General features: G+C 72.3%; 22 protein-coding genes and 3 tRNA genes. 14 read left to right on the forward strand and 11 right to left on the reverse strand.

Annotated features, from left to right (window positions below; all coding sequences use genetic code 11):
• Positions 1–43 precede the first annotated feature (43 nt).
• The 3 genes from AC3A3L_RS20210 to AC3A3L_RS20220 form a co-directional block, all read right to left on the reverse strand.
• Positions 44–1,378 carry a sensor histidine kinase gene (locus AC3A3L_RS20210; protein ID WP_487641838.1) on the reverse strand — a complete coding sequence of 445 codons (1,335 nt, stop codon included), beginning with the start codon at positions 1,376–1,378 and terminating at the stop codon, positions 44–46.
• A complete protein-coding gene (locus AC3A3L_RS20215; protein WP_487641839.1) occupies positions 1,375–2,493 on the reverse strand; it encodes a cytochrome P450 in 1,119 nt (372 codons plus the stop codon). Before AC3A3L_RS20215 ends, AC3A3L_RS20210 begins: the two co-directional genes overlap by 4 nt.
• 212 nt (positions 2,494–2,705) lie before the next feature.
• Entirely contained in the window at positions 2,706–3,095 is a 390-nt protein-coding gene (locus AC3A3L_RS20220; RefSeq protein WP_487641840.1) for a response regulator, read from the reverse strand.
• Positions 3,096–3,267: 172 nt separating this feature from the next.
• On the opposite strand from AC3A3L_RS20220, the gene AC3A3L_RS20225 reads away from it, so the two are divergent.
• The 3 genes from AC3A3L_RS20225 (at position 3,268) to AC3A3L_RS20235 (ending at position 3,973) form a co-directional block, all read left to right on the forward strand.
• Positions 3,268–3,340: transfer RNA gene (locus AC3A3L_RS20225), tRNA-Glu, on the forward strand.
• 99 nt (positions 3,341–3,439) lie between these two features.
• Positions 3,440–3,516: transfer RNA gene (locus AC3A3L_RS20230), tRNA-Asp, on the forward strand.
• Positions 3,517–3,619: 103 nt separating this feature from the next.
• Positions 3,620–3,973, forward strand: coding sequence for a metallopeptidase family protein (locus AC3A3L_RS20235; RefSeq protein WP_487641841.1), 354 nt, complete (start codon positions 3,620–3,622; stop codon positions 3,971–3,973).
• Positions 3,974–3,977: 4 nt separating this feature from the next.
• Here AC3A3L_RS20235 and AC3A3L_RS20240 read toward each other — a convergent pair whose 3' ends face one another.
• The 3 genes from AC3A3L_RS20240 to AC3A3L_RS20250 are packed head-to-tail and all read right to left on the reverse strand — an operon-like array spanning position 3,978 to position 5,657.
• Positions 3,978–4,313 carry a fluoride efflux transporter FluC gene (locus AC3A3L_RS20240; protein ID WP_487641842.1) on the reverse strand — a complete coding sequence of 112 codons (336 nt, stop codon included), beginning with the start codon at positions 4,311–4,313 and terminating at the stop codon, positions 3,978–3,980.
• Positions 4,314–4,323: 10 nt separating this feature from the next.
• Positions 4,324–4,725, reverse strand: a complete 402-nt coding sequence (locus AC3A3L_RS20245; RefSeq protein ID WP_487641843.1) for a fluoride efflux transporter FluC — start codon at positions 4,723–4,725, stop codon at positions 4,324–4,326.
• Positions 4,722–5,657 carry an ATP-binding protein gene (locus tag AC3A3L_RS20250; protein WP_487641844.1) on the reverse strand — a complete coding sequence of 312 codons (936 nt, stop codon included), beginning with the start codon at positions 5,655–5,657 and terminating at the stop codon, positions 4,722–4,724. The genes AC3A3L_RS20245 and AC3A3L_RS20250 overlap by 4 nt, the downstream gene beginning before the upstream one ends.
• Positions 5,658–5,881: 224 nt before the next feature.
• Between AC3A3L_RS20250 and AC3A3L_RS20255 the strand changes: the two genes are divergently transcribed.
• Complete coding sequence (locus AC3A3L_RS20255) at positions 5,882–7,369, forward strand: NAD(P)/FAD-dependent oxidoreductase (protein WP_487641845.1); 1,488 nt, start codon at positions 5,882–5,884, stop codon at positions 7,367–7,369.
• A gap of 18 nt (positions 7,370–7,387) precedes the next feature.
• On the opposite strand, the gene AC3A3L_RS20260 is transcribed toward AC3A3L_RS20255, so the two are convergent.
• Positions 7,388–8,455 carry a phosphatase PAP2 family protein gene (locus AC3A3L_RS20260; protein WP_487641846.1) on the reverse strand — a complete coding sequence of 356 codons (1,068 nt, stop codon included), beginning with the start codon at positions 8,453–8,455 and terminating at the stop codon, positions 7,388–7,390.
• A gap of 217 nt (positions 8,456–8,672) precedes the next feature.
• Here AC3A3L_RS20260 and AC3A3L_RS20265 point away from each other — a divergent pair, with 217 nt between their 5' ends.
• Genes AC3A3L_RS20265 through AC3A3L_RS20275 form a run of 3 tightly spaced genes read left to right on the forward strand, consistent with a single transcriptional unit; the run spans position 8,673 to position 12,653 of the window.
• Positions 8,673–11,393, forward strand: a complete 2,721-nt coding sequence (locus AC3A3L_RS20265; protein WP_487641847.1) for a hypothetical protein — start codon at positions 8,673–8,675, stop codon at positions 11,391–11,393.
• Positions 11,394–11,412: 19 nt separating this feature from the next.
• Positions 11,413–12,000 (forward strand): hypothetical protein, encoded by a 588-nt coding sequence (locus tag AC3A3L_RS20270; protein WP_487641848.1) that lies wholly within the window; start codon positions 11,413–11,415, stop codon positions 11,998–12,000.
• Positions 11,997–12,653: an RES domain-containing protein gene (locus AC3A3L_RS20275; protein WP_487641849.1), complete on the forward strand. Its 657-nt coding sequence runs from the start codon at positions 11,997–11,999 to the stop codon at positions 12,651–12,653. The genes AC3A3L_RS20270 and AC3A3L_RS20275 overlap by 4 nt, the downstream gene beginning before the upstream one ends.
• A 12-nt stretch (positions 12,654–12,665) precedes the next feature.
• Here AC3A3L_RS20275 and AC3A3L_RS20280 read toward each other — a convergent pair.
• Positions 12,666–12,741: transfer RNA gene (locus tag AC3A3L_RS20280), tRNA-Lys, on the reverse strand.
• Positions 12,742–12,915: 174 nt separating this feature from the next.
• On the opposite strand from AC3A3L_RS20280, the gene AC3A3L_RS20285 reads away from it, so the two are divergent.
• Positions 12,916–14,694: a thiamine pyrophosphate-requiring protein gene (locus AC3A3L_RS20285; RefSeq protein WP_487641850.1), complete on the forward strand. Its 1,779-nt coding sequence runs from the start codon at positions 12,916–12,918 to the stop codon at positions 14,692–14,694.
• Between the two features lies 1 nt (position 14,695).
• On the opposite strand, the gene AC3A3L_RS20290 is transcribed toward AC3A3L_RS20285, so the two are convergent.
• On the reverse strand, positions 14,696–15,358 hold the full coding sequence (locus AC3A3L_RS20290) for a GntR family transcriptional regulator (RefSeq protein WP_487641851.1): 663 nt from the start codon (positions 15,356–15,358) through the stop codon (positions 14,696–14,698).
• An 85-nt stretch (positions 15,359–15,443) separates the two neighbouring features.
• Here AC3A3L_RS20290 and AC3A3L_RS20295 point away from each other — a divergent pair, with 85 nt between their 5' ends.
• Complete coding sequence (locus AC3A3L_RS20295; RefSeq protein ID WP_487641852.1) at positions 15,444–16,610, forward strand: enolase C-terminal domain-like protein; 1,167 nt, start codon at positions 15,444–15,446, stop codon at positions 16,608–16,610.
• Positions 16,611–16,633: 23 nt separating this feature from the next.
• Positions 16,634–17,362: a copper homeostasis protein CutC gene (locus AC3A3L_RS20300; RefSeq protein WP_487641853.1), complete on the forward strand. Its 729-nt coding sequence runs from the start codon at positions 16,634–16,636 to the stop codon at positions 17,360–17,362.
• Here AC3A3L_RS20300 and AC3A3L_RS20305 read toward each other — a convergent pair.
• Positions 17,345–18,871: a M81 family metallopeptidase gene (locus AC3A3L_RS20305; protein ID WP_487641854.1), complete on the reverse strand. Its 1,527-nt coding sequence runs from the start codon at positions 18,869–18,871 to the stop codon at positions 17,345–17,347. The two genes, AC3A3L_RS20300 and AC3A3L_RS20305, sit on opposite strands and share 18 nt — an antisense overlap.
• Positions 18,872–19,154: 283 nt before the next feature.
• On the opposite strand from AC3A3L_RS20305, the gene AC3A3L_RS20310 reads away from it, so the two are divergent.
• On the forward strand, positions 19,155–19,358 hold the full coding sequence (locus AC3A3L_RS20310; RefSeq protein WP_045548871.1) for a cold-shock protein: 204 nt from the start codon (positions 19,155–19,157) through the stop codon (positions 19,356–19,358).
• Between the two features lie 198 nt (positions 19,359–19,556).
• Positions 19,557–19,721, forward strand: coding sequence for a hypothetical protein (locus AC3A3L_RS20315; RefSeq protein WP_268111464.1), 165 nt, complete (start codon positions 19,557–19,559; stop codon positions 19,719–19,721).
• Between the two features lie 7 nt (positions 19,722–19,728).
• On the opposite strand, the gene AC3A3L_RS20320 is transcribed toward AC3A3L_RS20315, so the two are convergent.
• Positions 19,729–20,814, reverse strand: a complete 1,086-nt coding sequence (locus tag AC3A3L_RS20320; RefSeq protein ID WP_487641855.1) for a hypothetical protein — start codon at positions 20,812–20,814, stop codon at positions 19,729–19,731.
• A 41-nt stretch (positions 20,815–20,855) separates the two neighbouring features.
• Between AC3A3L_RS20320 and AC3A3L_RS20325 the strand changes: the two genes are divergently transcribed.
• Both AC3A3L_RS20325 and AC3A3L_RS20330 read left to right on the forward strand, forming a co-directional pair.
• Positions 20,856–21,722: an NUDIX hydrolase gene (locus AC3A3L_RS20325; protein ID WP_487641856.1), complete on the forward strand. Its 867-nt coding sequence runs from the start codon at positions 20,856–20,858 to the stop codon at positions 21,720–21,722.
• Positions 21,723–21,927: 205 nt separating this feature from the next.
• Positions 21,928–23,064, forward strand: a complete 1,137-nt coding sequence (locus tag AC3A3L_RS20330; protein ID WP_487641857.1) for a phosphate ABC transporter substrate-binding protein PstS — start codon at positions 21,928–21,930, stop codon at positions 23,062–23,064.
• Positions 23,065–23,109: the final 45 nt, after the last annotated feature.

Here is a 23,109-nt window from a genome sequence, read left to right on the forward strand (position 1 = left end):
CGGGACGAGGATACATGAGCCCCGCCGTGGGTCGGCAATCGGCTCAGTCGCTGCGTGGGACGTAGGCCGGCAGCTCCAGCCAGAACGACGACCCGGTGCCCGGTGTCGACTCGCCGCGCACTGCGCCGCCCTCGCGCTCGGCGATGGTGCGCGACAGCGACAGGCCGAGCCCGCTGCCCTGCGTGGTCGGGGCGGCGAAGCGTACGAACGGTTCGAAGGCGTGCTGGAGCTGCTCGGGAGTGAGACCGGGGCCGTCGTCGCGCACGACGACCCGCACCATCGGCTTCGCGCTCTCGCCCACCAGCCTCTCGGCGGTGAGGTGCACGGTGCCTCCGGTGGGCCGGTGGTGGGCGATCGCGTTGCCCAGGAGGTTGGCGAGGACCTGGCGGACCGCGGAGGGGTGGCCCCACGCCGCGAGGGAGGGGTCGACCACCGCCTGCATGTCGACCCCGGCCGTGCGGGCGGGGGTCCGGTGCCAGTGGATGACGTCGGCGACCGCGTCGGCCAGCGAGATCTCCTGGCGCTGGTCGTCGGTCGACAGGGCGCGGCCGGCGCCCAGGAGGCTGTCGACGATGGTGAGCAGCCGCTCGCAGGAACGCACGATGACAGGACCGTCGCGCTTCATGCCGCTCGTGACGTCATCGGCGGACCCGTGCTCGGCGTCGTCGAGCAGGACCTCGGTGTAGCCCAGGATCGCGGACAGCGGCGTACGCAGCTCGTGCCCCACCGCGCCGAAGAGCTGCTGGGTCGCCAGCTGGGCCTCCGCGCCCGCCTCGATGGCCTCGGCCAACGAGCGACGCGACTGCTCGAGGGTCAGCCGGGAGACGATGACCGCGTTGAGCAGCTTGAAGTCGGCGACGAGCTCGGCTGGCCACTCCCCGGCGGTGCCGCTCGCGGCGGACAAGCTGCCGTACATGTCGCTCTTCGACGTGAATGCCGACGCGGCGAGGCTGCAGATTCCCGTGCGGAGGAGCTCGGAGCGGTCCTGGGCTGCCTCGTCCGGGAGCTGGTCACGGTCGAGGATCACGACGAGCTCACCGGCGCGCGCGTGCCGCGACATCCACGGCATGGTCAGGGCGGCCTCCGGCCCGGCGTCGGGCGGAGGAAGGATGCTCACCCTCGCCCCTGGTGCTGCCCACTCCCGGATCCAGGCGCGACCGCCGAGCTCCTTCCAACCGTGGGTGTCCTCGGGCCGGTACCTGGTGAGCACCGAGACGACGACGTCCACGCGGCCATAGGTCAGCAGGTGCCTGGATGCCAGGTCGATCGACTCGACGACACTCGTCTCGCCCGATGCGATCGCCCTCGCGAGCTCCGCGGCCTCCGGCGACGTCGCCGCAGGGGCCGACGTGTCCTGGAGGACGGGGTGCTCGATCACGGGAAGGGCTCCGATCGGGGGGTAGCAGTGAACCGGCACGGTTCGGGCGAGATCCCCCGACTCTGGTCGATCCGTACATCTTCGCTCAAGCGCAATCGGTGTCGCGCACCCCATCCCGCCAGAGCGACCAGTATCCCCATACCCAGGTTGCGTCCGGGGCAGGCGTGGGGTCCCGCCCCGAAGGGCAGCCACGCGCCGGGTCGGCGCGCTCCGGTCTGCCACCGGTCGGCGTCGAACCTGTCCAGCGCGTCGGGGTCCCCGGGGACGAGGTCGGCCAGTCGGCCGAGCAGCAGAGGGCTGACGAAGACGACGCGACCCTCGGGGATCGTCGTCCCGCCCAGCTCGACCTCGCGTGTGGTGACGCGCGCAGTGAGCCAGGTGGGCGGGGTGAGCCGCAGGGTCTCCCAGGCGGCGCTGGTCGGGTCGACGTCACGGGGTTGCTGGGCGAGCCACGCCAGCAGGAACGCGCCGGCGGCGATGGGGACCTGGATGCCGGCGGCCAGGATGGTCGCCGCCTCCTGGGGAGACAGGTCGACGTCGGGCTCTGCAGAGAGCGCCTCCGCGAGGACGTCCTCCAGCGCCACACGCGTGTCGTGCTCCGCGCGGCGGGTGCGGCTCCACCGCCACGGACGGCGGTGGGCGGCGATGATCGGGGCGAGCGCGTCGATCCACGCCAGGACGTGGTCGCCGATTCGGTCGCGCACCTCGTCGGCGGCGGCGGGCAGGACAGCGGTCGTGGTCGACCGGGCGACGGGGCGTCGCAGGAGGAGCATCCCGTCGTACGGCTCGGTCGGGTGCGACCGGGCGTGCTCGGCGAGCGCGGCGGCCCATTCGCGTTCGAAGGTCGCGACTCCGCGAGCCACCTGCGCGGGCCCGACCGGGGCGAAGACGGTGTGGCCGGAGCGGGTGTCCCCACGGCTGCCGGACAGGTCGTCGGTGCGGTTGACGTTGCCCGGGAAGTCAAAGGCCCCGGGGTCGGTGAGGACCTGCCGGGCCTGGTCGAGGCTGGTGGCGAGCCACGGTCCGCCGGGACCGAGAGCGGCCGCGGCGGACCGTGGTGCCGAGAGGACTGCGCCGAGCTGGCCACCGGCCGACTCGACGCTGTCCATGTGCATCACAGGACTGTGATGATGCCCCGTCGTCAGCGACGCGGGGGCGCCGGACGCCAGGCGTACGGCATGTGGTTCACGGCGCGCTTGCGCTCGATGGCGGTGCGGATGCGGTTCATCATGATGTTTCTCCAGGGTGGGGTGGACGGTGCACGCCGGGCGGCGTACAGGGTCACTACGCAGGAGTCCGTTGCCCGTGGTGATGACAGGGGTCGGGGTCAGGACTCCAGGTCGCGCAGCGTCTCGGCGATCAGGTCGGTCAGCTGCTGGATGCGCAGCGGCTTCTGCATGACTGTCGTGATGCCGAGTTCTTGGAGGACCGCGCGGTTCTCGCCGGCCCAGGCGGAGATGACGACGATGCGCAGCGCAGGCGCCACGTCGGGTCGGTCGCGCAACCAGCGCACCACCTCGACGCCCGTCATCCGAGGCATGGTCAGGTCGAGCAGCATGACGTCGAAGCGCTCGCGCTCCAGGGTCTCCACTGCGTCCTGGCCGTCGTACGCCGTCGACGCGACGTGACCGGCCCGCTCGACCAGGCGGCAGAAGACGTCGCGAATGTCCTCGTTGTCATCGACCACGAGGAAACGCAGCTGCCGCTCGTTGCTCACGAGTCAAGATTAGTCAAACGTTTGGCAAGTCGTGTGGCGTCTGCGAAAACTTGTCCGCAGGTCGGGCAGTGATCCGTGTCGCTCCGACCGCGGACCGGGCGAAGGTTGGGAGCCCGACGGCCGCTGCCCCTATGCTGGGCGCTGCTCGATCGGGTCCGTCCCGGACGAGCTGGCCCCCATCGTCTAGCGGCCCAGGACCCCGCCCTTTCACGGCGGTAGCGCCGGTTCGAATCCGGTTGGGGGTGCGATCCGGCCGGGCGTCGACGCCGATTGGGTGTCACCGAAGAGCATGGGTTAGAGTTCCACCCGCTTCACCAGCACGACCGGAGGAGCAGCACCATCCTGGCCCCGTAGCGCAGTTGGTTAGCGCGCCGCCCTGTCACGGCGGAGGCCGCGGGTTCGAGTCCCGTCGGGGTCGCCAACGCATGACCGGAAGGGTGAGCCACCAGGCTCACCCTTCCGATCATTTCAGGGGTGGTACGACGACCCGGTGGCCGTTTCGACGGCGCTCCTAGGCTGGCGCCATGCCGATCGACCTCGACCCTGCCGCGTTCGACGCCATGGTGGAGCGGGCCCTCGACGGCCTCCCCGACGACCTGGCCCGTCTGGTCGACAACGTCGTGGTGCTCGTCGAGCCGGAGGCGCCGGCGGACGACCCCGACCTGCTGGGGCTCTACGACGGGCTGGCGCTCACCGAGCGACCGGCCAACCACGCCGGCATGCTGCCCGACCGGATCCTGCTCTTCCGCGGACCGCTGCTCGACATGGCCGACACCGTCGAGGACCTGGAGGAGGAGGTGCGGATCACCGTCGTCCACGAGGTGGCCCACCACTTCGGGCTCGACGACCGGCGCCTCCACGACCTCGGCTGGGGCTAGCGGCTCAGGACAGGGCCGCGCCCACCACCCAGCCGAGCACGCAGGCACCGACGGCGAGCACGGTGGTGGCGACGACGTAGCCCGTTGCCGCCCGGGTCTGGCGCTCGACCGCTTGCACGGCGAAGGTCGAGAACGACGTGAACCCTCCGCAGAAGCCCGTCGCGAGCAACGCCCACGCGGCCTCGCCGAGGGACAGGGCGGCGAAGAGCCCGAACAGTCCCGACCCGACCGTGTTGACCGCGAGCATCCCGCGCGGGACGTAGCCGTCACGCCGGGCGATGACGTAGCGCAGTGGGGCGCCCACGGCGGCGCCGAGCGCGACGAGGAGCGTCGTGCTCATGCTGGGGCGCTCATGCCAGTGCGTCTTCCGGCTCGGGGCGGCGGGACAGGTGCTGGCCCAGCGCGGCGGCGGACAGCCCGGCCGCGAGGGTGAGGGCGAGGTAGGCGCCGGCGAGGCCGACGTGGCCGCCGCCGGCGAGGTCGCGCGTCTGCCCGGCCCACGCCGACACCGTGGTGAACCCGCCCAGGAGGCCCGGACCGAGGGCGGCCGCGACCCGGCGGGACCGGCGTACGACCGCGAGGACCGGGAGTGCCCCCAGGACGAACGCCCCGACGACGTTGATGGCGAGGGTGGGCCAGGGGAACAACGTGTCGGGCGCGGCGACGTCGACGAGGTGGCGCAGGACCGCTCCGACGGCACCACCGACAGCGACGAGCAGGACGTCGACGGCGCGGATCGGGGGGTGGGTCACCCGACCCGGCTCGTGGACGAGGTGGACGACGAGCCCTGGGCACCGTCCCAGGGCTGGGCGGGCGCGCCGTCGAGCTGGTGGACGAGCTCGGCGAGCAGCCAGTTGTGGAGGGCCCGCTGGCGCGGCGTGCGCGCCATCGACAACAACCGCTCCGCCCGGCAGAACGCGTCGGCGACGTCGAACATCTCGGTCATGGTCACGAAGATCGGGCCTGCCTCGCGGACCATCGGGAACGCGATGTCCACCCGCGACAGCCCGCTGGCCTCGGCCTCGACGACCTGGTCGCGGAAGGTGTCGGGGAACTGCCGCTCGAAGTTCGCGAACATCGACGTCAGGTCGCCGGCGAGGGGGTAGTCGGACTGGTGGGACAGCGACAGCAGCCGCAGCTCGCGGCGCAGCTCGTGGTACTGCCGCTTGAGCGAGGTGTAGAGGGGGACGTCGATGCCGAGCAGGCGCACGTCGACCGCGCCCTCGCTGGTCGGCTCGGGCGAGTGACGGTCGTGGTGGTCGATGACCCACTCGACCGACCCGGCGTCGGTCATCTCGGGCGCGGGCTCGAACCAGACGATCTTGCCGTCCGCCTCGATCGTCGCGCCCCAGGCGATGGCGCACTGGGCGACCATCGACAGGCCGCGGCCGAAGGTCAGCAGCAGGTCGAGGTCGTCGCCCTCGGCCGGCGGGGGCGGCACCGGGGGCCGGGGCGAGCCGTCGACCACCTCGATGCGCGGGTGGGAGGCGGTGCCCCGGACCCGGACCTTGTAGGGGGCCGCCGCGTGCAGGATCGCGTTGGCCACCAGCTCGGAGACCCCCAGCTCGGCGCACTCCACGAGGTCGTGCCGGTCGAGACGGTGGCACACGTCGCCCACCCAGCGACGCGCGTCGGCCGCAGCGCGCGGCGAGGACGCCAGCGTCAACTCGGAGCTCAGCGGCACTGGGACTCTTTTCAACAGGTGAGGGCCGGGGGTGGACAGTCCAGTGGAGCGATGATTACCCATGCACGGGTGGTTCAAACATCGACCATCACCATAGTTCTTCACGAGTCTGGGTAGTGGTGTGAGCAAGCAGACGCGCCCGGCGTTTCGCACCGCGCACTCCCGAGGAGGAGAATGGACGTGGCAGTGGACGGCACGACGCACCTTCGACCTCAGGAGCTTCCATGACCTCGCCCGCGACGCAGTCCTCCCGACACAAGGTGGTCGTGATCGGGTCCGGCTTCGGCGGTCTCTTCGGCACCAAAGCGCTCCGCCACGCGGACGTCGACGTCACGGTCATCGCGAAGACCACGCACCACCTCTTCCAGCCGCTGCTCTACCAGGTCGCGACCGGCATCCTGTCGGAGGGCGAGATCGCCCCGCCCACCCGCGAGGTGCTCGCCGGGCAGGACAACGCCAAGGTGATCCTCGGCGAGGTCACCGACATCGACCTCACCGCCAGGACGGTCACCTCGCGCGTCCTGGGCCGCGACACCGTGACGTCGTACGACTCGCTGCTCGTCGCCGCAGGCGCCAGCCAGTCCTACTTCGGCAACGACCACTTCGCCGAGTTCGCTCCGGGCATGAAGAGCATCGACGACGCCCTCGAGCTGCGCGGCCGCATCTTCGGCGCCTTCGAGATGGCCGAGCTCGGCGCCACGCGCGGCGACGACGTCGACCACCTGCTGACCTTCGTGGTCGTGGGTGCCGGCCCGACCGGCGTGGAGATGGCGGGTCAGATCGCGGAGCTCGCGCACAACACGCTGCGCAAGGACTTTCGCGCGATCAACACCCGCCACGCCCGCGTCGTCCTCGTCGACGCCGCTGGCCAGGTGCTGCCGCCCTTCGGCAGCAAGCTGGGTGAGAAGGCCAAGAAGGAGCTCGAGAAGCTCGGCGTCGAGGTGATGCTCGGCGCGATGGTGACCGACGTCGACGAGCGCGGCCTCGACGTGAAGTTCAAGGACGGTCGCGTCGAGCGGATCAACTCCGTCGCCAAGATCTGGGCCGCCGGCGTGCAGGCCAACCCGCTCGGCAAGATCCTGGCGGAGCAGACCGGCGCCCCGCTCGACCGCGCCGGCCGGATCGGGGTCAACCCCGACCTCACGCTCCCCGGGCACCCCGAGGTGTTCGTCGTCGGCGACATGATCGCCCTCGACAACCTCCCGGGCGTCGCGCAGGTCGCCATCCAGGGCGCCAAGTACGCCGCCAAGGAGATCCGCAACCGGGTCGAGGGCAAGGCGCCGCAGCCGCCGTTCAAGTACTTCGACAAGGGCTCGATGGCGATCATCAGCCGCTTCCGCGCGGTCGCGATGGTCGGCAAGCTCCGGCTCACCGGCATCGTCGCCTGGCTGATGTGGCTCGGCGTCCACCTCGTCTACCTCACCGGCTTCAAGAACCAGGTCTCCGCGCTGATGCGCTGGGCGATCACCTTCGTCAGCAACAACCGGTCGGAGCGCACCACCACGGAGCAGCAGATCTTCGCCCGCGCGGCCCTCGCGCGGCTGCGCGGCGGCGCTGCCGACCTGGTGTCCGATCCGGGCATCTACGACGCCACCCGCGCGATGATGGAGGAGACCCGCCGCCAGGAGCTGGAGGCAGCCGCGGCCCACGAGGCCGAGCTCACCGACTCCGGCGTGCGCGGCGTGCCGGCCGACCGCGTCGGCGGCGCCTGACGTCGTACGCCGTCGCGCTCAGGCGACGGGCTCGGGCACGGCGGGCCTGCGCCGGGACGGGATCCGGTGCCCGGTGGCCCGGGCCGCGACCCGGAACGCGATGATCGCGATGGCCGCGCCGGCGAGGTCGTCGGCGATGTAGTGCCAGCCGAAGTAGAGCGTGGCGACGACCGTGAGGGCGAAGTTGACCCAGAAGACGGCCCGGATCACCTGGCTGCGGACCGTGTGCTGGGCCATGAGGGCCCAGAGCAGCGCGATCGCGGTGTGCAGGCTGGCGAAGCCGGCGACGCCCTGGTAGTCACCCTCGCCCCAGAGGAAGCCGTGGCGTGAGTAGACCAGCGAGTCCATCAGGTCGGACGTGCCGTTGGGCACCAGGTCGCTGGTCAGCCAGGGGTACATGATTCCCGGGCCCAGCGTCGGGAGCAGGTAGTAGGACACCGTGCCGAGCGTCCAGGCGATCCCCTGCGCGGTGACGAACCACCAGCCGTGGCCGATGTTGCGCGACCAGACGAGCCACACGGTCACGAGGATCGCCACGAGGGGGATGTAGGCGAGGTAGACCGCGGACAGCACGTGCGCGGACAGCCCGGTCCCGAACAGGTCCTGCGTGAAGGTCGCGGGGTCGTGCCCGAGCAGCAGGAGGCGGTCCAGCACGCGGAGCTCGCTGTCGTACTTCACGTCGCGCACCAGCGGCAGCAGCGACTTGAGGTTCCGGTAGGCGACGTAGACCACGTAGAAGCCGGAGATCCCGACGACGACGAGCTGCAGGCGGGCGCGGGTCCAGTGGGTGCGCAGGCGGTGCCGGACGGCCGCGACCGTGCGGGCCGGGTCGAGTCGTCCCTGCCACAGCGCGCGGGGGAGCAGGTCCAGCACGATCGCGGTCGCGCAGAGCACCGGCAGCCGCACCCACGACGGCCCGAGGAAGCTGCCCTCGGGGTCGGCGACCGGGCGGTCCAGCATCCAGCTGGCGACGAACGTGACGGCACCGATCAGGGCGGCGTTGGCCACCAGGAACGTGTAGGGACGGCGCCCCGTGCCCTGGCTCCCGGTCGGTGCGTCGAGGGCAGCGGGAGTTGGCGCGGACATGTGACTCCGGTCGTGCAGGCGGCGGGCGTGAGGAGCCATTCTCGCGGTTCGCGCCAAACCTGCCCAACCCGCTCGGGTGTGATCTCGGGCCTGTGCCCGAGCCGACCCCTGTCAAGGGGGTCTTGTCGCCGGCCCCCGCGCGTGCTGGAATCAGCCAGCGCCCACCGGCCCGACGATCGGGGACCCGCGTCAGGTGCGCCCGGCTCGGGGGTGTGCGGTGGGACGACTGACGACGTGGTGGGTGACCACGCTGGTGGCTGCGTCGGTCGCGGTGCCGTCGGTCTCGGTGCCGTCGTACGCCGTCCCGGTGCAGGAGCCCTCCATCGACAGGGCCGCCGACCGGGCGCCTGCACCGTCGGTGGGGATCAGGGTCCGGCCGTCGAAGCCCGTGGCCGTGGGGCGACCGGTCGTCTTCTCGGGCACCGTGCGGCACGCGGCCCCGCGCTCGGCGGTGCGCCTCGAGAGGCGAGCCGCAACGGGCTGGCGGCGGGTCGCCGTCGACCGCACCAACAGGTTCGGACGCTACGACCTCCGCACCGTCCCGCCGCGCGGCGACACCGTCTTCCGGGTCGTCCTCCCGCGCCGGAAGGGACAGCCGCAGGCGCGGTCGAGCCGTGTCACCGTGCGCGCCACCTGGACCCCGGCGCTGGCGCTCACCCGGGTGTCATACGACGCCGCCGCCGGAGGCGGGGTGGTGACCCGGGTGGCCGGCACGGCGCCCGACCTGGCCGGCGTCCTCCTCGAGCGGCAACGACGGCTCGCCGACGGCGCCTGGGCGGCTGCGGGTACGACGCCCGTGCTGGCCGACGGCTCCTGGGCGGACGCCACGACCGGCGAGGCCGGGTGGCAGCTCCGCTGGGTGGCGCCCGCCGACGGCGCCCGCCAGCAGGCGTCCACCTCGGAGGTGACGGTCGCGGCGGTGCCGGTCCCGCCCGCGCCCGAGCCCGGGCCGGACCCGGCGCCGGACCCCACGCCCGATCCGGATCCCACGCCCGATCCGGATCCCACGCCCGATCCCGACCCCACGCCCGATCCCGACCCGGACCCGGACCCGGACCCGGACCCCGAGCCGGACGTCGTCCCCACCCTGACCGCGAGCGCGATCCACTACGCGTCCTCCGGCTTCGCCCAGGTGTCCGGTGCGAGCACCGGGCTGTCGAGCGGGGACGAGGTGCAGCGCGAGGTGCGGCGAGGCGGGGTGTGGGCAGCCGACGGGTCGCCCGTGCAGGTCGACACGGACGGCAGCTTCTCCGACCTCTTCCGCATCGAGCTCGGCCTGTCCTACCGCTACGCCGTGGCGGCGACCGACGAGCGCCTCGGTGCGGTGTCCGAGGCCTTCGGCTTCGCCTCGCCCGGCCCGCGGACCGTCCCCCTCGACGCCACCACGTCCGTGACCTTCCTGCCGGGCCAGCGCGTCCTCGACCTGGTCGTCGAGCTGGACGCCGGTCAGCGCTGGACCTGGGTCGGCACGCCGGTCGCGACCGCCACGCTCGTGCCGCCGACGGGCGAGCCGGTGCCGCTCACCGGCGACGCCGTCACCAGCACGGCCGCGCAGTCCGGGGACCACGTGGTCCGGCTGAGCCGCGACGACGTGTGGTCGGCGGCCACCGGCAGCGTCACCCTGTCCACGCCCCGCGTGGTTCCCGTCGAGGTCGACGGGCCGGCCCGCGACCTGGTCAGCTCGCTGAGCGGGCAGCTGGTGGAGGTGGTGTTCGACGGCGAGGCAGGGTCGGTCGTCTCGGAGTACGCACGCCCACCCGAGACCGGGGCGCTCCCGCGCAGCACGCCGACGCTGGTCGCGCCGTCCGGCGCCGTCGTACCCCGCTGGGGGCGGCTGCAGCGGGAGGGCCACGTGTGGCGCCTGCCCGAGACGGGTTCGTACACCCTGCGCTTCACGCCCGGGTTCCTCGACGTGGTCGACCGGCCCGGCCAGGTCGTGCTGTCGGCGCGGGTCGCCGACGTGTCCCTCGACCGCACCGACGTGATCTCGCTCGAGCAGCCCGGGCGGGTGGCCGTGGTGCGGACCACGGTCCCGGCGGGGCTGACGGTGACGTTCTCGGACAACGGCCCGGCGCACCTGCAGGAGGAGCTGTTCGCGCCCGACGGCCGGCTGATCGAGACCTACACGTCGTCGCCGAAGGTCTCGCCGACCGTCGCCGGCACCTACACCCAGCTCGTGTCCTACCCCTTCGGCTCGGCCGAGGCGCGCTACTTCGCCTCCGTTCCCGGGACGCTGACGGCGACCGTCGACGGACCCCGGGTGCCGCTCGACGTGGGCGACGCCCCCGACGCGTCGGCGCTCGTCCGGGTGCCGGTCACGACCGCGGAGCAGGTCTTCTCCGTCGAGGTGCTCGACGCGGACGGCGAGCTGTGCGGCCGGCGCCTCGGGTTCGTGGACGAGACGCCGCTGTGGACGGTGGTCTCTGACATGAACATCAACGCACAGCACCCACCCGTGCTGTGGACCTACCGCACCGGTGACCTGGTCCTGGCCGTCAACCCGTGCGGCAGCACCGGCTCGCTCCGGATCGTGACGGCCGCGGTCGCGCCCGAGACGGCACCGGTCCCGACACCCCTGGGCGACGTGGGGATCGTGTGGACCACCGACGTCGACATCGCGGCCACGGTGCCCGGCCAGGTCACCGTCGTCCCGTACGACGCCGACCCCTCCCAGAGAGGCGACCGCGTCGACGTGACGTTCGCCGAGTCCTCCTTCGCGGCCGACACGTTGTTCAACGTCGGCTGGAACATCACTGACTCACCGGGCATGTTCGTCGGAGTGCCGGGCACCGCTGACGACTTCTCGCTGTCACCGAGCTTCATCCACGAAGACCTGACCTTCTTCGCCTATGCCGGGCCTCGTGCGACGGGCAGGGCGACGCTGCGGGTGGAGCGGTTCGACTTCGCGGCACCCGTGCCCGCTGGTGACCCGAGGTGATACGGCGTATCATCGTGGTATGACCAGCTTGCAGCACCGCGAGGTCGACGAGGCGCTGGCCCGCGCGGCCGCGCAGCACGGGGTCGAGGCGGACCCGGAGAAGCTGCGACTGATCGTCTACACCGCCTTCGCGCCGCACGAGACGATGACGGCCGGCGAACGCGAGTTCCTGGTCGAGGCCGGCCTGCCCGCCGACTCCTTCGACCCGCACACGCAGGCCCTGGCACGTGCCCGCCTGGCCGCCCGCGCCGAGGCGACCAAGGCTGAGGCGGCCCCGTTGCTGCCGACCTCGAAGGTGGCGGCGATGCTCGGCCGTGACGCCGCCAACGTGCGTCGCTCGGTCGGCAACGGCGACCTCTACGCGATCCCGTCGGCCCCCGGCCGTGAGCGCGAGCTCCCCGCCTGGCAGTTCGTCGACCGCAGGCCGTTGCGCGGGCTCCGCGAGGTCGTCGCCGCCCTGCCCGAGCGGATGCACCCGCTGTCGGTCGAGGGCTTCATGACCGCGCCGCAGGACGAGCTCGACGGTCGTACGCCCGTCGAGTGGTTGGCCACGGGAGGCGACGTCAGCGCCGTCGTGGAGCTTGCGGAGACCGAAGCGCACACGTGAGCCCGAAGGTCCCCCGCACTCCACCGCACGAGCTCAGCCACACCGACGACGACGTCGTGCCCTACAGCGGCCAGCTGTGGCGCATCCACACCGTCGGCGGCGACCACCCCGCGCGCTGGGACGAGCTGCGCACCTTCGGGCCTCTCGACTCCCGCTGGGACCCGCACCCCGGACCGCGCGGCGACCACCCCGCGCACGGCGTGGCCTACGTGGCGACCCACCCGACGACGTCGTTCGGTGAGGTGTTCCAGCGACGCCGGCGCGTCGACCTGACCGACCCCGACCAGTACCTCACCGGCTGGCGGCCGGCCCGCGAGCTGCGGCTGCTCGACCTGACCGACACCTGGCCGTCCCGCCAGGGCGCTGCGGCGGCACTGACCGCCGCACCCAAGCCGGTGTGCCTGGAGTGGGCGCCCACCATCTTCGACCAGCTCGTCCTCGACGGTCCGCGCGTCGACGGGCTGTGGGTGACCTCGACGATCACGAACCGGCCAGTGGTCGTGCTCCACGGTCCCGCGCGGGACTCCTTCCCGAGCGCGCCGGCGATCTCGCGACCGCTCCACCACGACGACCTCGTCCCGGCGATCGACCTCGCGGTCGAGGAGCTCGGCTACGGCCTGGTCGCATCGAGCCGGGCCGAGCCGGCCTCGTGAAGAATCGGCGACTGGTAGGCCTCCAGGGGCTCGAACCCTGAACCAACGGATTAAAAGTCCGCTGCTCTACCAATTGAGCTAGAGGCCCGCGACCGGACGGCGTCGAGCCGCCCGCGCACGTGGCGTGCATCCTCTCAGAAGCACATGCCCCTCACGCCGATGGGCACTGGACCTGCTCACCCATCGGAGGAGAGCGACGACATGCGAGCAGCGGTCCGGCACGGCGTACGACGGATCCGTCCCCACGAGGCGGGAGCCTGACGTGGCCGGCGACAAGCTGGTCGCCGACCTCGTCGTCGAGCGCCTGCTGGCGTGGGGCGTGCACCGCGTCTTCGGCTACTCCGGCGACGGCATCAACGGCTTCATGGGGGCGCTGCGGCGGGCCGGGGGAGACCCGGAGTTCGTCCAGGCGCGCCACGAGGAGAACGCCGCGCTGATGGCCGTCGGCCACGCCAAGTACACCGGCGAGGTCGGGGTGATGACCAGCACGCAGGGTCCCGGCGCCGTCCACCTCCTCAACGGCCTGTACGACGCCAAGCTCGACCACCAGCCCGTCGTGGCCATCGTCGGGCAGCAGCCCACGACGGCGCTGGGCGCGGAGTACCAGCAGGAGATCGACCTGGCCGCGCTCTTCAAGGACGTGGCCGCGCAGTACGTCCAGACGGTGCTCGCGCCCGAGCAGGCGGCGATGGTGCTCGACCGGGCCTTCCGGACGGCGCTCGCGACGCGCTCGCCGTGCGTCGTCATCGTCCCGCACGACCTGCAGGTGTCCGCCGCGCCCGAGGAGGTGCCGCACGAGCACGGCGTCGTACCCACCACGCCGCAGTGGCGCCGGCCGCGGGTGCTGCCGACCGACGGCGACCTCGCCGAGGCCGCCGCGGTCCTCAACGCGGGGGAGCGGGTGGCCCTCCTCGTCGGACAGGGAGCGCGTGATGCCGGCGAGCACGTCCGTGCCGTCGCCGAGCGCCTCGGCGCGGGCGTCACCACCAGCCTGCTCGGCAAGCCCTGGTGGGACGAGACGCTGCCCTGCAGCTGCGGGGTGATGGGCCACCTCGGCACCACCGCGTCCGGGTGGCTGCTCGACTCCTGCGACACCCTCCTCGTGGTCGGCAGCAACGACCCCTGGACCGAGTTCTACCCCGCGCCGGGACAGGCGCGAGCCGTACAGGTGGACATCGACGGCCGGCACCTCGGCAACCGCTACCCCGTCGAGGTCGGGCTCGTCGGCGACGCCGCCGAGACGCTGGTGGCGCTCCTTCCCCTCCTCGAGCAGCGGGACGGCTGGCGCTCCGAGGTCGCCGAGCGGGTGAGCGCCTGGCACGCGCTCGCCCGGGAGCGGGCCGACGGGCCGGCCGACCCGCTGAGCCCCGAGCGGGTGGTGCGCGCCCTCACCCCACGACTCCCGGCGGACGCCCAGGTCAGCGTCGACGTCGGGTCGGTCACCTACTGGTACGCCCGCCACCTCACCCTGCCGCCGGGTGTCCCCGCCCACCTGTCGTCCACCCTCGCCTCCATGGGCTCGGGCATCCCCTACGGACTCGCCGCCAAGCTGCACGCCCCCGACCGGCCGGTCGTCGCGCTCGTCGGTGACGGCGCCATGCAGATGAACGGCATCTCCGAGCTGGTCACCGTCGCGCACCGCTGGCGCGACTGGGCCGACCCGCGGTTCGTGGTGCTGGTGCTGCACAACCAGGACCTCGCCGAGGTCACGTGGGAGCAGCGCGAGACCGAGGGCGACCCCCGCTTCGACGACAGCCAGGCACTGCCCACCTTCCCCTACGCGGCGTACGCCGACCTGCTCGGCCTCGCCGGCATCCGGGTCGACCGTCCCGAGGACGTCGACGCCGCGTGGGACCGCGCGCTCGCGGCCGACCGACCGGTCCTCATCGAGGCCGTCGTCGACCCCGACGTCCCGCTCCTGCCTCCGTTCCCGGCCGGGCGGGAGAAGCTCGACAGCTTCCGTCGAGCCCTCGACCAGGAGGACGACGGCGAGCACGCCCGAGCCCTGCTCGACCAGCAGGCGCGGCAGGAGGGCGACTGACTCAGTCGGTGCCGTCGGTCGCGAGGACGGCCGCGGCGAGGCTCCTGTCGATGTGTCCTGCCATCAGCGCGGACGCGGCGCCGGCCTCGCCGTCGACGACGAGCCGGACGAGCTCGTGGTGCTCCTCGAAGTCCCGGGTGCGGTCCTCGCCGCCGGGCGGCAGCTGCAGCCCGACGCGGCGGTAGCGGTCCGACTTGTCCCAGAGGTCGTCGAGCATCCGGACCACGACGTCGTTGTGCGACGCGGAGTAGAGCGCACGGTGGACCTCGCGGTGGGCGGCCAGCGCCGTCTCGCCCCACTTCCTCGTGACGGGCTTGAGCCGCTTCAGCGCTGCCCGCATCCGTACGACGTCCTCGTCCGTGCGGCGCTCGGCGGCGAGCGCCACGGCGGCGGGCTCGAGGGCTCGCCGGGCCTCGAGCAGCTGCCGCGCCTCGGCGAGGTCGAGCTCGGCGACGCGGGCGTTGCGGTGGGTGTCGAGCCGTATCCACCCCTCGCCGCTGAGGCGTCGTACGGCCTCCCGCAGCGGCGTGATGCTGATGCCCAGCTCGGCCGCGAGCTCGTACTGCGCCAGGGGCGAGCCGGCCTCGAGCGAGCCGTCGAGGATCTGCTGGCGGATGCGGGCGTAGGCGACGTCGGCCTTGCTGGTGAAGAGGGTCTCGGCCACGGACGGATCTTATAAGACGATTGGCCAACGGCGGCGCGACGTGCGTAAGGTGCAGATCTCGCATCTTATAAGAATTGGAGACGTCATGAGGATCGTCACCGCCCACGAGGGCGTCATCCCGATCAGCTCGTCGATGAGCAACGCCTTCATCGACTTCTCCACGATGGACTGCTCGGTCCTCGCCCTGGTGAGCGACGTCGTGGTGGATGGCGAGCCGGTCGTGGGCTACGGCTTCAGCTCCAACGGCCGCTACTCGGCCGGCGAGATCCTGCGCCGCCGCATCCTGCCGCGCCTCCTCGAGGCGGACCCGGACAGCCTCCTCGACGAGGCGGGCGGCCTGTCGCCCAGTGCTGCCTGGGACGTGATGATGCGCAACGAGAAGCCCGGCGGGCACGGCGAGCGGTCGGTCGCCGTCGGTGTCGTCGACATGGCCCTGCACGACCTCGCGGCCAAGGTCGCCGGTGTGCCGCTGCACCGCTGGATCGCCGACCACTACGGCGACGGCGGGTCCGACGAGTCCGTCTTCGTCTACGCCGCCGGCGGCTACTACGCGCCCGGCAAGACGCTGGGCGACCTGCAGGACGAGATGCGCGGCTTCCTCGACGCGGGCTACGAGGTGGTCAAGATGAAGATCGGCGGCGCCGACCTGGCCGAGGACCTGCGGCGCATCGAGGCCGTCATCGAGGTGCTCGGTGGCGACGGGTCGCGGCTCGCGGTCGACGTCAACGGGCGCTTCGACCTCGACACCGCGCTGGCCTACGGCCGGGCGATCGATCCCTACGGCCTGTTCTGGTACGAGGAGGTCGGCGACCCGCTGGACTACCGGCTCAACGCGACCCTCGCGGAGCACTACCGCGGCCCGATCGCCACGGGGGAGAACCTGTTCTCCCTGCAGGACGCCCGCAACCTCGTCCGCCACGGCGGGCTGAGGCCCGACCGCGACTGGATCCAGGTCGACCCGGCGCTGAGCTACGGCCTCGTGGAGTACCGCCGGATCCAGGACATGCTCGCCCAGCACGGCTGGTCCTCGCGCCGATGCATCCCGCACGGCGGCCACCAGTTCTCCCTCCACATCGCGGCCGCCCTGCGGCTCGGCGGCAACGAGTCCTACCCGGGCGAGTTCCAGCCGACCGGCGGCTTCGCCGACGACGCCGTCATCGAGGGCGGACGGGTGCGGCTCGACGACCGTCCCGGCATCGGCCTCGAGGGCAAGGCCGCGTTCCACCGCGTGCTCCGCGACCTGCACGCCTGAGCCCCGCGCCCTAGCGTGGCCCCATGACCACTCTCGTCGAGATCTGCCTCGAGGACGTCGGCGGCGCGGCGGTGGCCGCGGCGAGGGGCGCGGATGCCTTCGAGGTGTGCGCCGGGCTGGCGGACGGAGGGACGACGCCGACGCTCGGCTTCGTGCAGCACTGCGCCGCGGCGGCGCCGGGACTCGAGATCCGCGTGCTGGTGCGCGCCCGGCCCGGTGACTTCGTCCACTCGCCGGAGGAGGTCGACGTGATGGTCACGGACATCGAGGCGGTGCGGGAGGCGCTCGCCGGCACCGCCCGGCTGGGGTTCGTCGTCGGCACCCTGACGCCTGACGGCGAGGTCGACGCGGACGTCGTACGACGGCTCGTGGCCGCGAGCGGCGACGCACCGGTCACCTTCCACAAGGCCTTCGACTCCGTGCCCGACAAGCGCGCCGCGCTGGCGCTGCTGGGCGACCTCGGGGTCACCCGCGTGCTGACCTCCGGTGGCCCCGGCCCGGCGCTCGACCACCTCCGCGAGCTCGTCGACCTGGTGCGACGCGGCGGCGAGGACGTCCGCATCGCGGTCGGGGGTGGCGTACGGCCGGCGAACGTCGCCCGGGTCATCGCGGAGACCGGGGCGCGCGAGGTGCACCTGCGGGCACCGGGCACGGTCGTGGCCGCCGGGTCGTCCGCCGGCTACGACGACGGGCGCCGCAGCGTGACCAGCGCCGAGGTGGTGGCCGAAGTGATGTCAGCCCTCGGCAGGTAGGCGGGTGTCGCCGGGGAACAGCACGGCGTCCGCCAGCGGGTCGACGCCGCTCACGTCGTCGAGGGGGAACATCGGCCGCCGCACGCGCCGGTGCCCGAGCCGCGCGAGGTCCTGGTCCACGCCGCCCGGGGTGAGCGCCAGCATCCAGTCCGCCGCCATGTCGAACAGCTCCGGCTCGAGGTAGCCGATCTTGACCACCACGAGGTCGGCGGTGCGCGGGTCGAGGCCGAGCCGGGTGAAGTCCTGCTCGCGGTGGTACGGGCGTCGACGCCGGGTGACGACGACGTCGATCGCCGAAGTGCGCACGACGACCTCGAGGTTGTCGGCGGACGGCACGACCGCCACCACCTCGCCACTGAGCTGCACCGGCGGCGCCGGGCGTGCGTCGACCCGCGCGCCCACCGTGAGGCGTACGTCGGCGCCGACCCCGGCCTCCGCGGCCGCGAGCGCACCCGCGGCGTCGGGGATGGACGCGTAGATCGCGCGCCTGCCGCTCGCGGCCAGCTCCTCGCTCGCCAACAGCTCGGCGAGCGTCCAGGTCACGTCGCCGGCGCCGCCGGCCGTGGGGTTGTCGCCGGAGTCGGACACGAAGTACGGCGTGACGGGTGACGCCAGTGCGGCGGCGAGCACCTCGTCGAGGGAGCCGGTCGGCGCGACGAAGCCGAACTCCTCGCGTCGCTCCCACAGCTCGGTGGCCAGCGCGGTCGCCTCGGACATCGCCAGCTCGGCGTCGTCGCCGACCACCATGACGACCGCCCCGTTGCGGAGCTCGTCGGCCCACGGGTAGCCGATCCAGATCCCGGCGTCGAGGACGCCGTCGAGCGCCTCGATCGCGGGGACCCGGGCGTAGAGGCTCGTCGCCGGCTCCTGGCGCGTGCTGGTCATCTCGCCGGGCAGCAGGATCGGCACCGGCACCCAGGCCTTCGCCGGACGGCGCCGCCCCGGCGGCAGCGCGAGCCGGTCGACCAGGTTGCGGGCGGCCCGCTCCTTCGTCTCCTGCCAGTCGACGTGCGGCGCCGTGCGGTAGGTCGTCAGCAGGTCCACCGTCTCGGCGAGCGTGCGCGACACGTTGCCGTGGAGGTCCATCCCGCTGCTGATGAGGCAGTCGGGTCCCACCACCTCGCGCACGGCGACCGCGAGGTCGCCCTCCATGTCGTCGAGGCCGACGACGCTCGCCGCGCCGTGGATGTCCAGGACGACGCCGTCCAGGGGCGCCTCGGCGACGGCGGCGACGAGGCCGGCGAGGATCTCGGCCTTGAGCAGGGCGTAGTCGTCGGCGGGGATCGCCCCACCTGCGATGTTGCGCGCCTGCAGGATGCCGAGCCACTCGGCCCGGTCCGCGAGGGCGCCGCCGGGCCGCCAGAACTCCCATGCGTCGAGCACCTCCCGGCCCCGCCGCGGAGCGAGCATCGCGGCCGTCGTGAGGGCGGGGGAGAAGGTGGACGCCTCGAGGCTGATGCCGCAGACGGCCACGCGTGGGAGGTGCGGAGGGACGACGTCGCTGGTCACTTCCCCGATGGTGTCAGGGGCCTCCGGCAGGCCGGTCGGCAGGCCCGTTGGCCGACTGTTCACCAGCACGTGGTTCTCGACCAGTGACGAGCGGCGATTTGTTGGTAGTGTCTGCCGTGCAACAGGTGCAAGTTCCAGCAGGTCGACGCCCGCGGAGTTTGTGATCCAACGGCGTTTGTTCTTCGGGCCCTGCCAGCTCGTGAGTCTCAAGCGGCGTGTCACCGCATCTGGTGCGGGTCGTCGAAGTGGCGACTCCCGCCCCTACAGAGGAGTAACGAGCACCATGGCTCAGGGCACCGTTAAGTGGTTCAACGCCGAGAAGGGTTTCGGCTTCATCGCGCAGGAGGACGGCGGCGACGACGTCTTCGTGCACTACTCGGCCATCCAGACCAACGGCTACAAGTCGCTGGACGAGAACCAGAAGGTCGAGTTCGACGTCACCCAGGGCCCCAAGGGCCCGCAGGCGGAGAACGTCCGTCCGCTCTGATCGGCTGACGCTGGACCTGTTCCAGATCTGATCAAGAGTCTGGCTCCTCCCCCTCAGTGGGGTGGGGCCAGACTCGATTTCGGGGCACACTTGACACATTCGGGTCATTTTCCGGAGCCCGCGAGTCCGTCAGACTTGGCGTGCGCGCATAAAGTCGGGTGGCCCAACTAATAACCGAGGATGTCAGGAGGGTGACGGATGCACGACCAGTTCGACGTGACCCTCGAGGACGGCGACCTCCTCGGCGAGGTCGAGCTGACGACCACGCTGATCATCGCCGCGAGCGAGTCCGACGACCACCTGTCGCAGGAGGAGATCGACCGTCTCCTCGGCGTCACCCCGCGCCGCCCCTCCGAGGACTGAGCGCGGCTCAGCACGTCGCGAAGAGCACCGGTCCGCTGGTGAGGTCCGAGAGCACGTAGCTGCCCTCCGTCGGGCGGAGGTCGAGCACGACCTCGCGCCCCTCCGAGCCGGCCCGCTCCACGGAGAACCGGTCGGCGAAGTCGCCGCCCTGCCCGGGCGCCGGTCCCGCCGCCAGCCGGGCCCGCGTCTCCGCATCGCCCCGGGCGTCGTCCGCGTCCTCGACCTGCATCACCGCGCGCACGTCGCCCCCGGGCAGCACCCCCATCGCGTAGCCGGTCAGGGGGTGGACCTCGCCCGCCGCCGCGACGAGCTGCTCGGCCTCGGCCTGCGCGTCGTCGTCGGCCTGCGCCATCGCGAGCTGCTCGCAGGCGTAGTCGCCGTCGTACACCGCCGCGGCCAGCGGGTCGTCCAGCGACGCAGCGAGGTCGCCCAGGTCGTCGGGGGCTCCGTCGCCCTCCAGGACCTGCTCGAGGAAGGGCGCCTGGTCGGAGGTCAGCACGAGACCCTCGTCGGCCAGCAGCGCGACGTGCTGCAGCTCGGGGGTCAGCATCGAGCCCACGCCCGCGAGCACGTCGGGGCCGCCGACCCACACACCGTCCTCCTCGTCAGGCTCGGTCCAGCCCAGGTCGGCCAGCCGCTTCGCCACCGCGTCCAGGTCGACGTCGTCGTCGACCTTGAGCACCTCGACCGCGCCCTCACCCGACTGCGCGAGGAGCTCCCACATGACGGTGGCGGGGGAGAAGCCGAGCTCCTCCTGCATGACACCGGCCGACGTCCCGAGGGCCGACATCGACGACAGGTCGGCGCCGAAGGCCTCGGCGAGGAAGGCGTCGACGTCCTCGGCCGACGAGTCGGCACCGACGTCGGCGTCGAGCTCACGGCGTACGCCGTCCCAGTCGGTCCAGGAGAAGCGTACGGCGTCGGCCGGCGCCAGCTCCATCGCCTCCTGGAGCGGGGTCCCGGGCGTGAGCGCGCGCCACGCGACGAGCCCGGCGCCCGCCACGACGAGCACGGCTGCGACCGCCAGCACGACGCGGGTCCGGCCCCGGCTCCGGCCGCGGGTCCCGGCAGGCGGGACGTCACGATGTGGCACGGGGCTCCTCGCGGGGTCGGGGTGGATGTGAGACTACTTCCATGGAGCCCCGCGACGTGCGCGCTGCCGGTGCTGTCGTGACCCGCAAGGGCGGCGAGGTGCTCCTCGTGCACCGGCCGAAGTACGACGACTGGTCCTTCCCCAAGGGCAAGCTCGACCGTGGGGAGCACGTGGTCACGGCCGCGGTGCGCGAGGTGGCCGAGGAGACGGGTCTCGACGTGCGCCTCGGGCCCGCGCTGTCGCGCCAGCGCTACCGGATGTCCAACGGGCGCTGGAAGTCAGTGGACTACTGGACGGCCCGGGTCGTCGGCAGCGACGACGTGAGCCGCTACCGCTCCAACGCCGAGATCGACGCGGTCGAGTGGGTCGGCTGGAAGGACGCGCAGGAGCGACTGACCTACTCCTACGACCGCGAGACCCTGGCCGAGGCGCGCCCGCTGCGGCGCCGTACCCGCGCGCTCGTGGTGCTGCGCCACGCCGAGGCCCGCTCGCGCAAGGGGTGGAAGAAGGACGACCGGCGGCGGCCGCTCGTCCGGCTCGGCGAGGCCCAGTCCGAGCGGCTCGTGCCGATCCTGGCCGCCTTCGACGTGATGGTCGCCCACACCTCCTCCAGCACCCGTTGCGTGCAGACGGTGATGCCGTACGTCGACGTGACCGGCTGGCCGGTGAAGCTCTACGACGAGCTGAGCGAGGAGGACTCCACCGTCGAGGGCGTCGTGGACCTCGTGGACGACCTGCTCGAGGGCGGTCCGGGCGCCGGGGGCGCCGTGCTGTGCACCCACCGCCCCGTGCTGCCGACCGTGCTCGACGCGCTGCAGGTGGACGACGTCGCGCTCGAGCCCGGGTCGATGCTCGTGGTGCACCACCGCAAGGGCCGCGTCGTGGCGACCGAGCACGTCGCCCCCTGAGCGCCTGCCTCTAGGGCGTCGTGTGCGCGCCCGTCAAGGGCGCCCGGGCGAGTTCATGTGATCGTCGTCCCACGCCCGAACGGGTGATGCCAACCGGTCCTGCCGAGTTCACCGCGCGTTCACCGACGGCGCCGTGGTCGTTCTCCTGACGTGCCTACGTTCCTCATCGTCAGCACTCATCAGACTTCCATCAGGAGCATCCGAAGTGAACCGCACTTCCTTCCGCAAGCTGCTCGCCCCGAGCGTCGCCGTGCTTGCCCTCTCGATCTCCCTCACCGCCTGCGGCGGTGGCAACTCGGCGGACGAGGCGTCCGCCGACACCGGCGACTCCAGCTCCGCGAGCGGTGACTTCGCGGACCTGTCCGGCGAGCTCGCCATCGGCGGCGCCTCCTCGCAGGAGTCCGCGCAGAACGCCTGGATGGTCGGTTTCGGCGAGGTCGCGCCCGGCGTGACCGTCTCCTACGACCCGGTCGGCTCCGGCGGCGGTCGCGAGAACTTCATCTCCGGCGGCTTCCCGATGGCCGGCTCGGACTCCTACCTCACCGACGACGAGGGCGAGCTCAGCGGCGCCACGGAGACCTGCGGCTCCGAGCCCATCGAGATCCCGAACTACGTCTCCCCGATCGCGGTCATCTACAACGTCGACGGCGTCGACGACCTGAACCTCGCGCCGGAGACCCTCGCGGGCATCTTCGCCGGCACGATCACCAAGTGGAACGACAAGGCGATCGTCGCGGACAACCCGGACGCCACCCTCCCCGACGAGGACATCACCCCGGTCCACCGCTCCGACGAGTCGGGCACCAGCGAGAACTTCACCGACTACCTCGACGCCGTCGCCGGCGACGTGTGGACCTACGGCGCCATCGAGACGTGGCCGAACGAGGCCGGCGGCGAGGGCGGCAAGGGCACCTCCGGCGTCGTCCAGGTCGTCACCGACGCCCCGAACACGATCGGCTACGCCGACGCCAGCCAGGCCGGCGGCCTGGGCCAGGCCAACATCAAGGTCGGCGAGGAGTACGTCGCCCCGAGCGCCGACGCCGCCGCCAAGATCTTCGAGGTCTCCCCGCGCGTCGACGAGGGCTCCAGCGTCAACATGGCGTTCGACCTCGACCACGAGACCGAGGAGGCCGGGGTCTACCCGGTCGTCCTCACCTCCTACCTCCTCGCCTGCGAGAGCTACGACGACGAGGCGACCGCTGCGAACGTCAAGGGCTACATCTCCTACATCCTCAGCGACGAGGGCCAGGAGATCGGCTCCTCGGAGGCCGGTTCGGCTCCGCTGACCGACTCCATCCGCGAAGAGGCCCAGTCGATCGTCGACACGATCTCGGCCGGCTGAGCATCCACCAGCACCACGGCGGGGGTCGGGCCCATGAGGCCCGGC

The organism is Nocardioides sp. Soil_C_8, from assembly GCF_057656315.1.

Bases quoted from the DNA above. Each gene is read 5' to 3' on its own strand.
- AC3A3L_RS20215 (WP_487641839.1), bottom strand. From the start codon at position 2,493: ATGCACATGGACAGCGTCGAGTCGGCCGGTGGCCAGCTCGGCGCAGTC.
- AC3A3L_RS20235 (WP_487641841.1), top strand. From the start codon at position 3,620: ATGCCGATCGACCTCGACCCTGCCGCGTTCGACGCCATGGTGGAGCGG.
- AC3A3L_RS20240 (WP_487641842.1), bottom strand. From the start codon at position 4,313: ATGAGCACGACGCTCCTCGTCGCGCTCGGCGCCGCCGTGGGCGCCCCA.
- AC3A3L_RS20255 (WP_487641845.1), top strand. From the start codon at position 5,882: ATGACCTCGCCCGCGACGCAGTCCTCCCGACACAAGGTGGTCGTGATC.
- AC3A3L_RS20260 (WP_487641846.1), bottom strand. From the start codon at position 8,455: ATGTCCGCGCCAACTCCCGCTGCCCTCGACGCACCGACCGGGAGCCAG.
- AC3A3L_RS20270 (WP_487641848.1), top strand. From the start codon at position 11,413: ATGACCAGCTTGCAGCACCGCGAGGTCGACGAGGCGCTGGCCCGCGCG.
- AC3A3L_RS20295 (WP_487641852.1), top strand. From the start codon at position 15,444: ATGAGGATCGTCACCGCCCACGAGGGCGTCATCCCGATCAGCTCGTCG.
- AC3A3L_RS20300 (WP_487641853.1), top strand. From the start codon at position 16,634: ATGACCACTCTCGTCGAGATCTGCCTCGAGGACGTCGGCGGCGCGGCG.
- AC3A3L_RS20310 (WP_045548871.1), top strand. From the start codon at position 19,155: ATGGCTCAGGGCACCGTTAAGTGGTTCAACGCCGAGAAGGGTTTCGGC.
- AC3A3L_RS20315 (WP_268111464.1), top strand. From the start codon at position 19,557: ATGCACGACCAGTTCGACGTGACCCTCGAGGACGGCGACCTCCTCGGC.
- AC3A3L_RS20325 (WP_487641856.1), top strand. From the start codon at position 20,856: ATGGAGCCCCGCGACGTGCGCGCTGCCGGTGCTGTCGTGACCCGCAAG.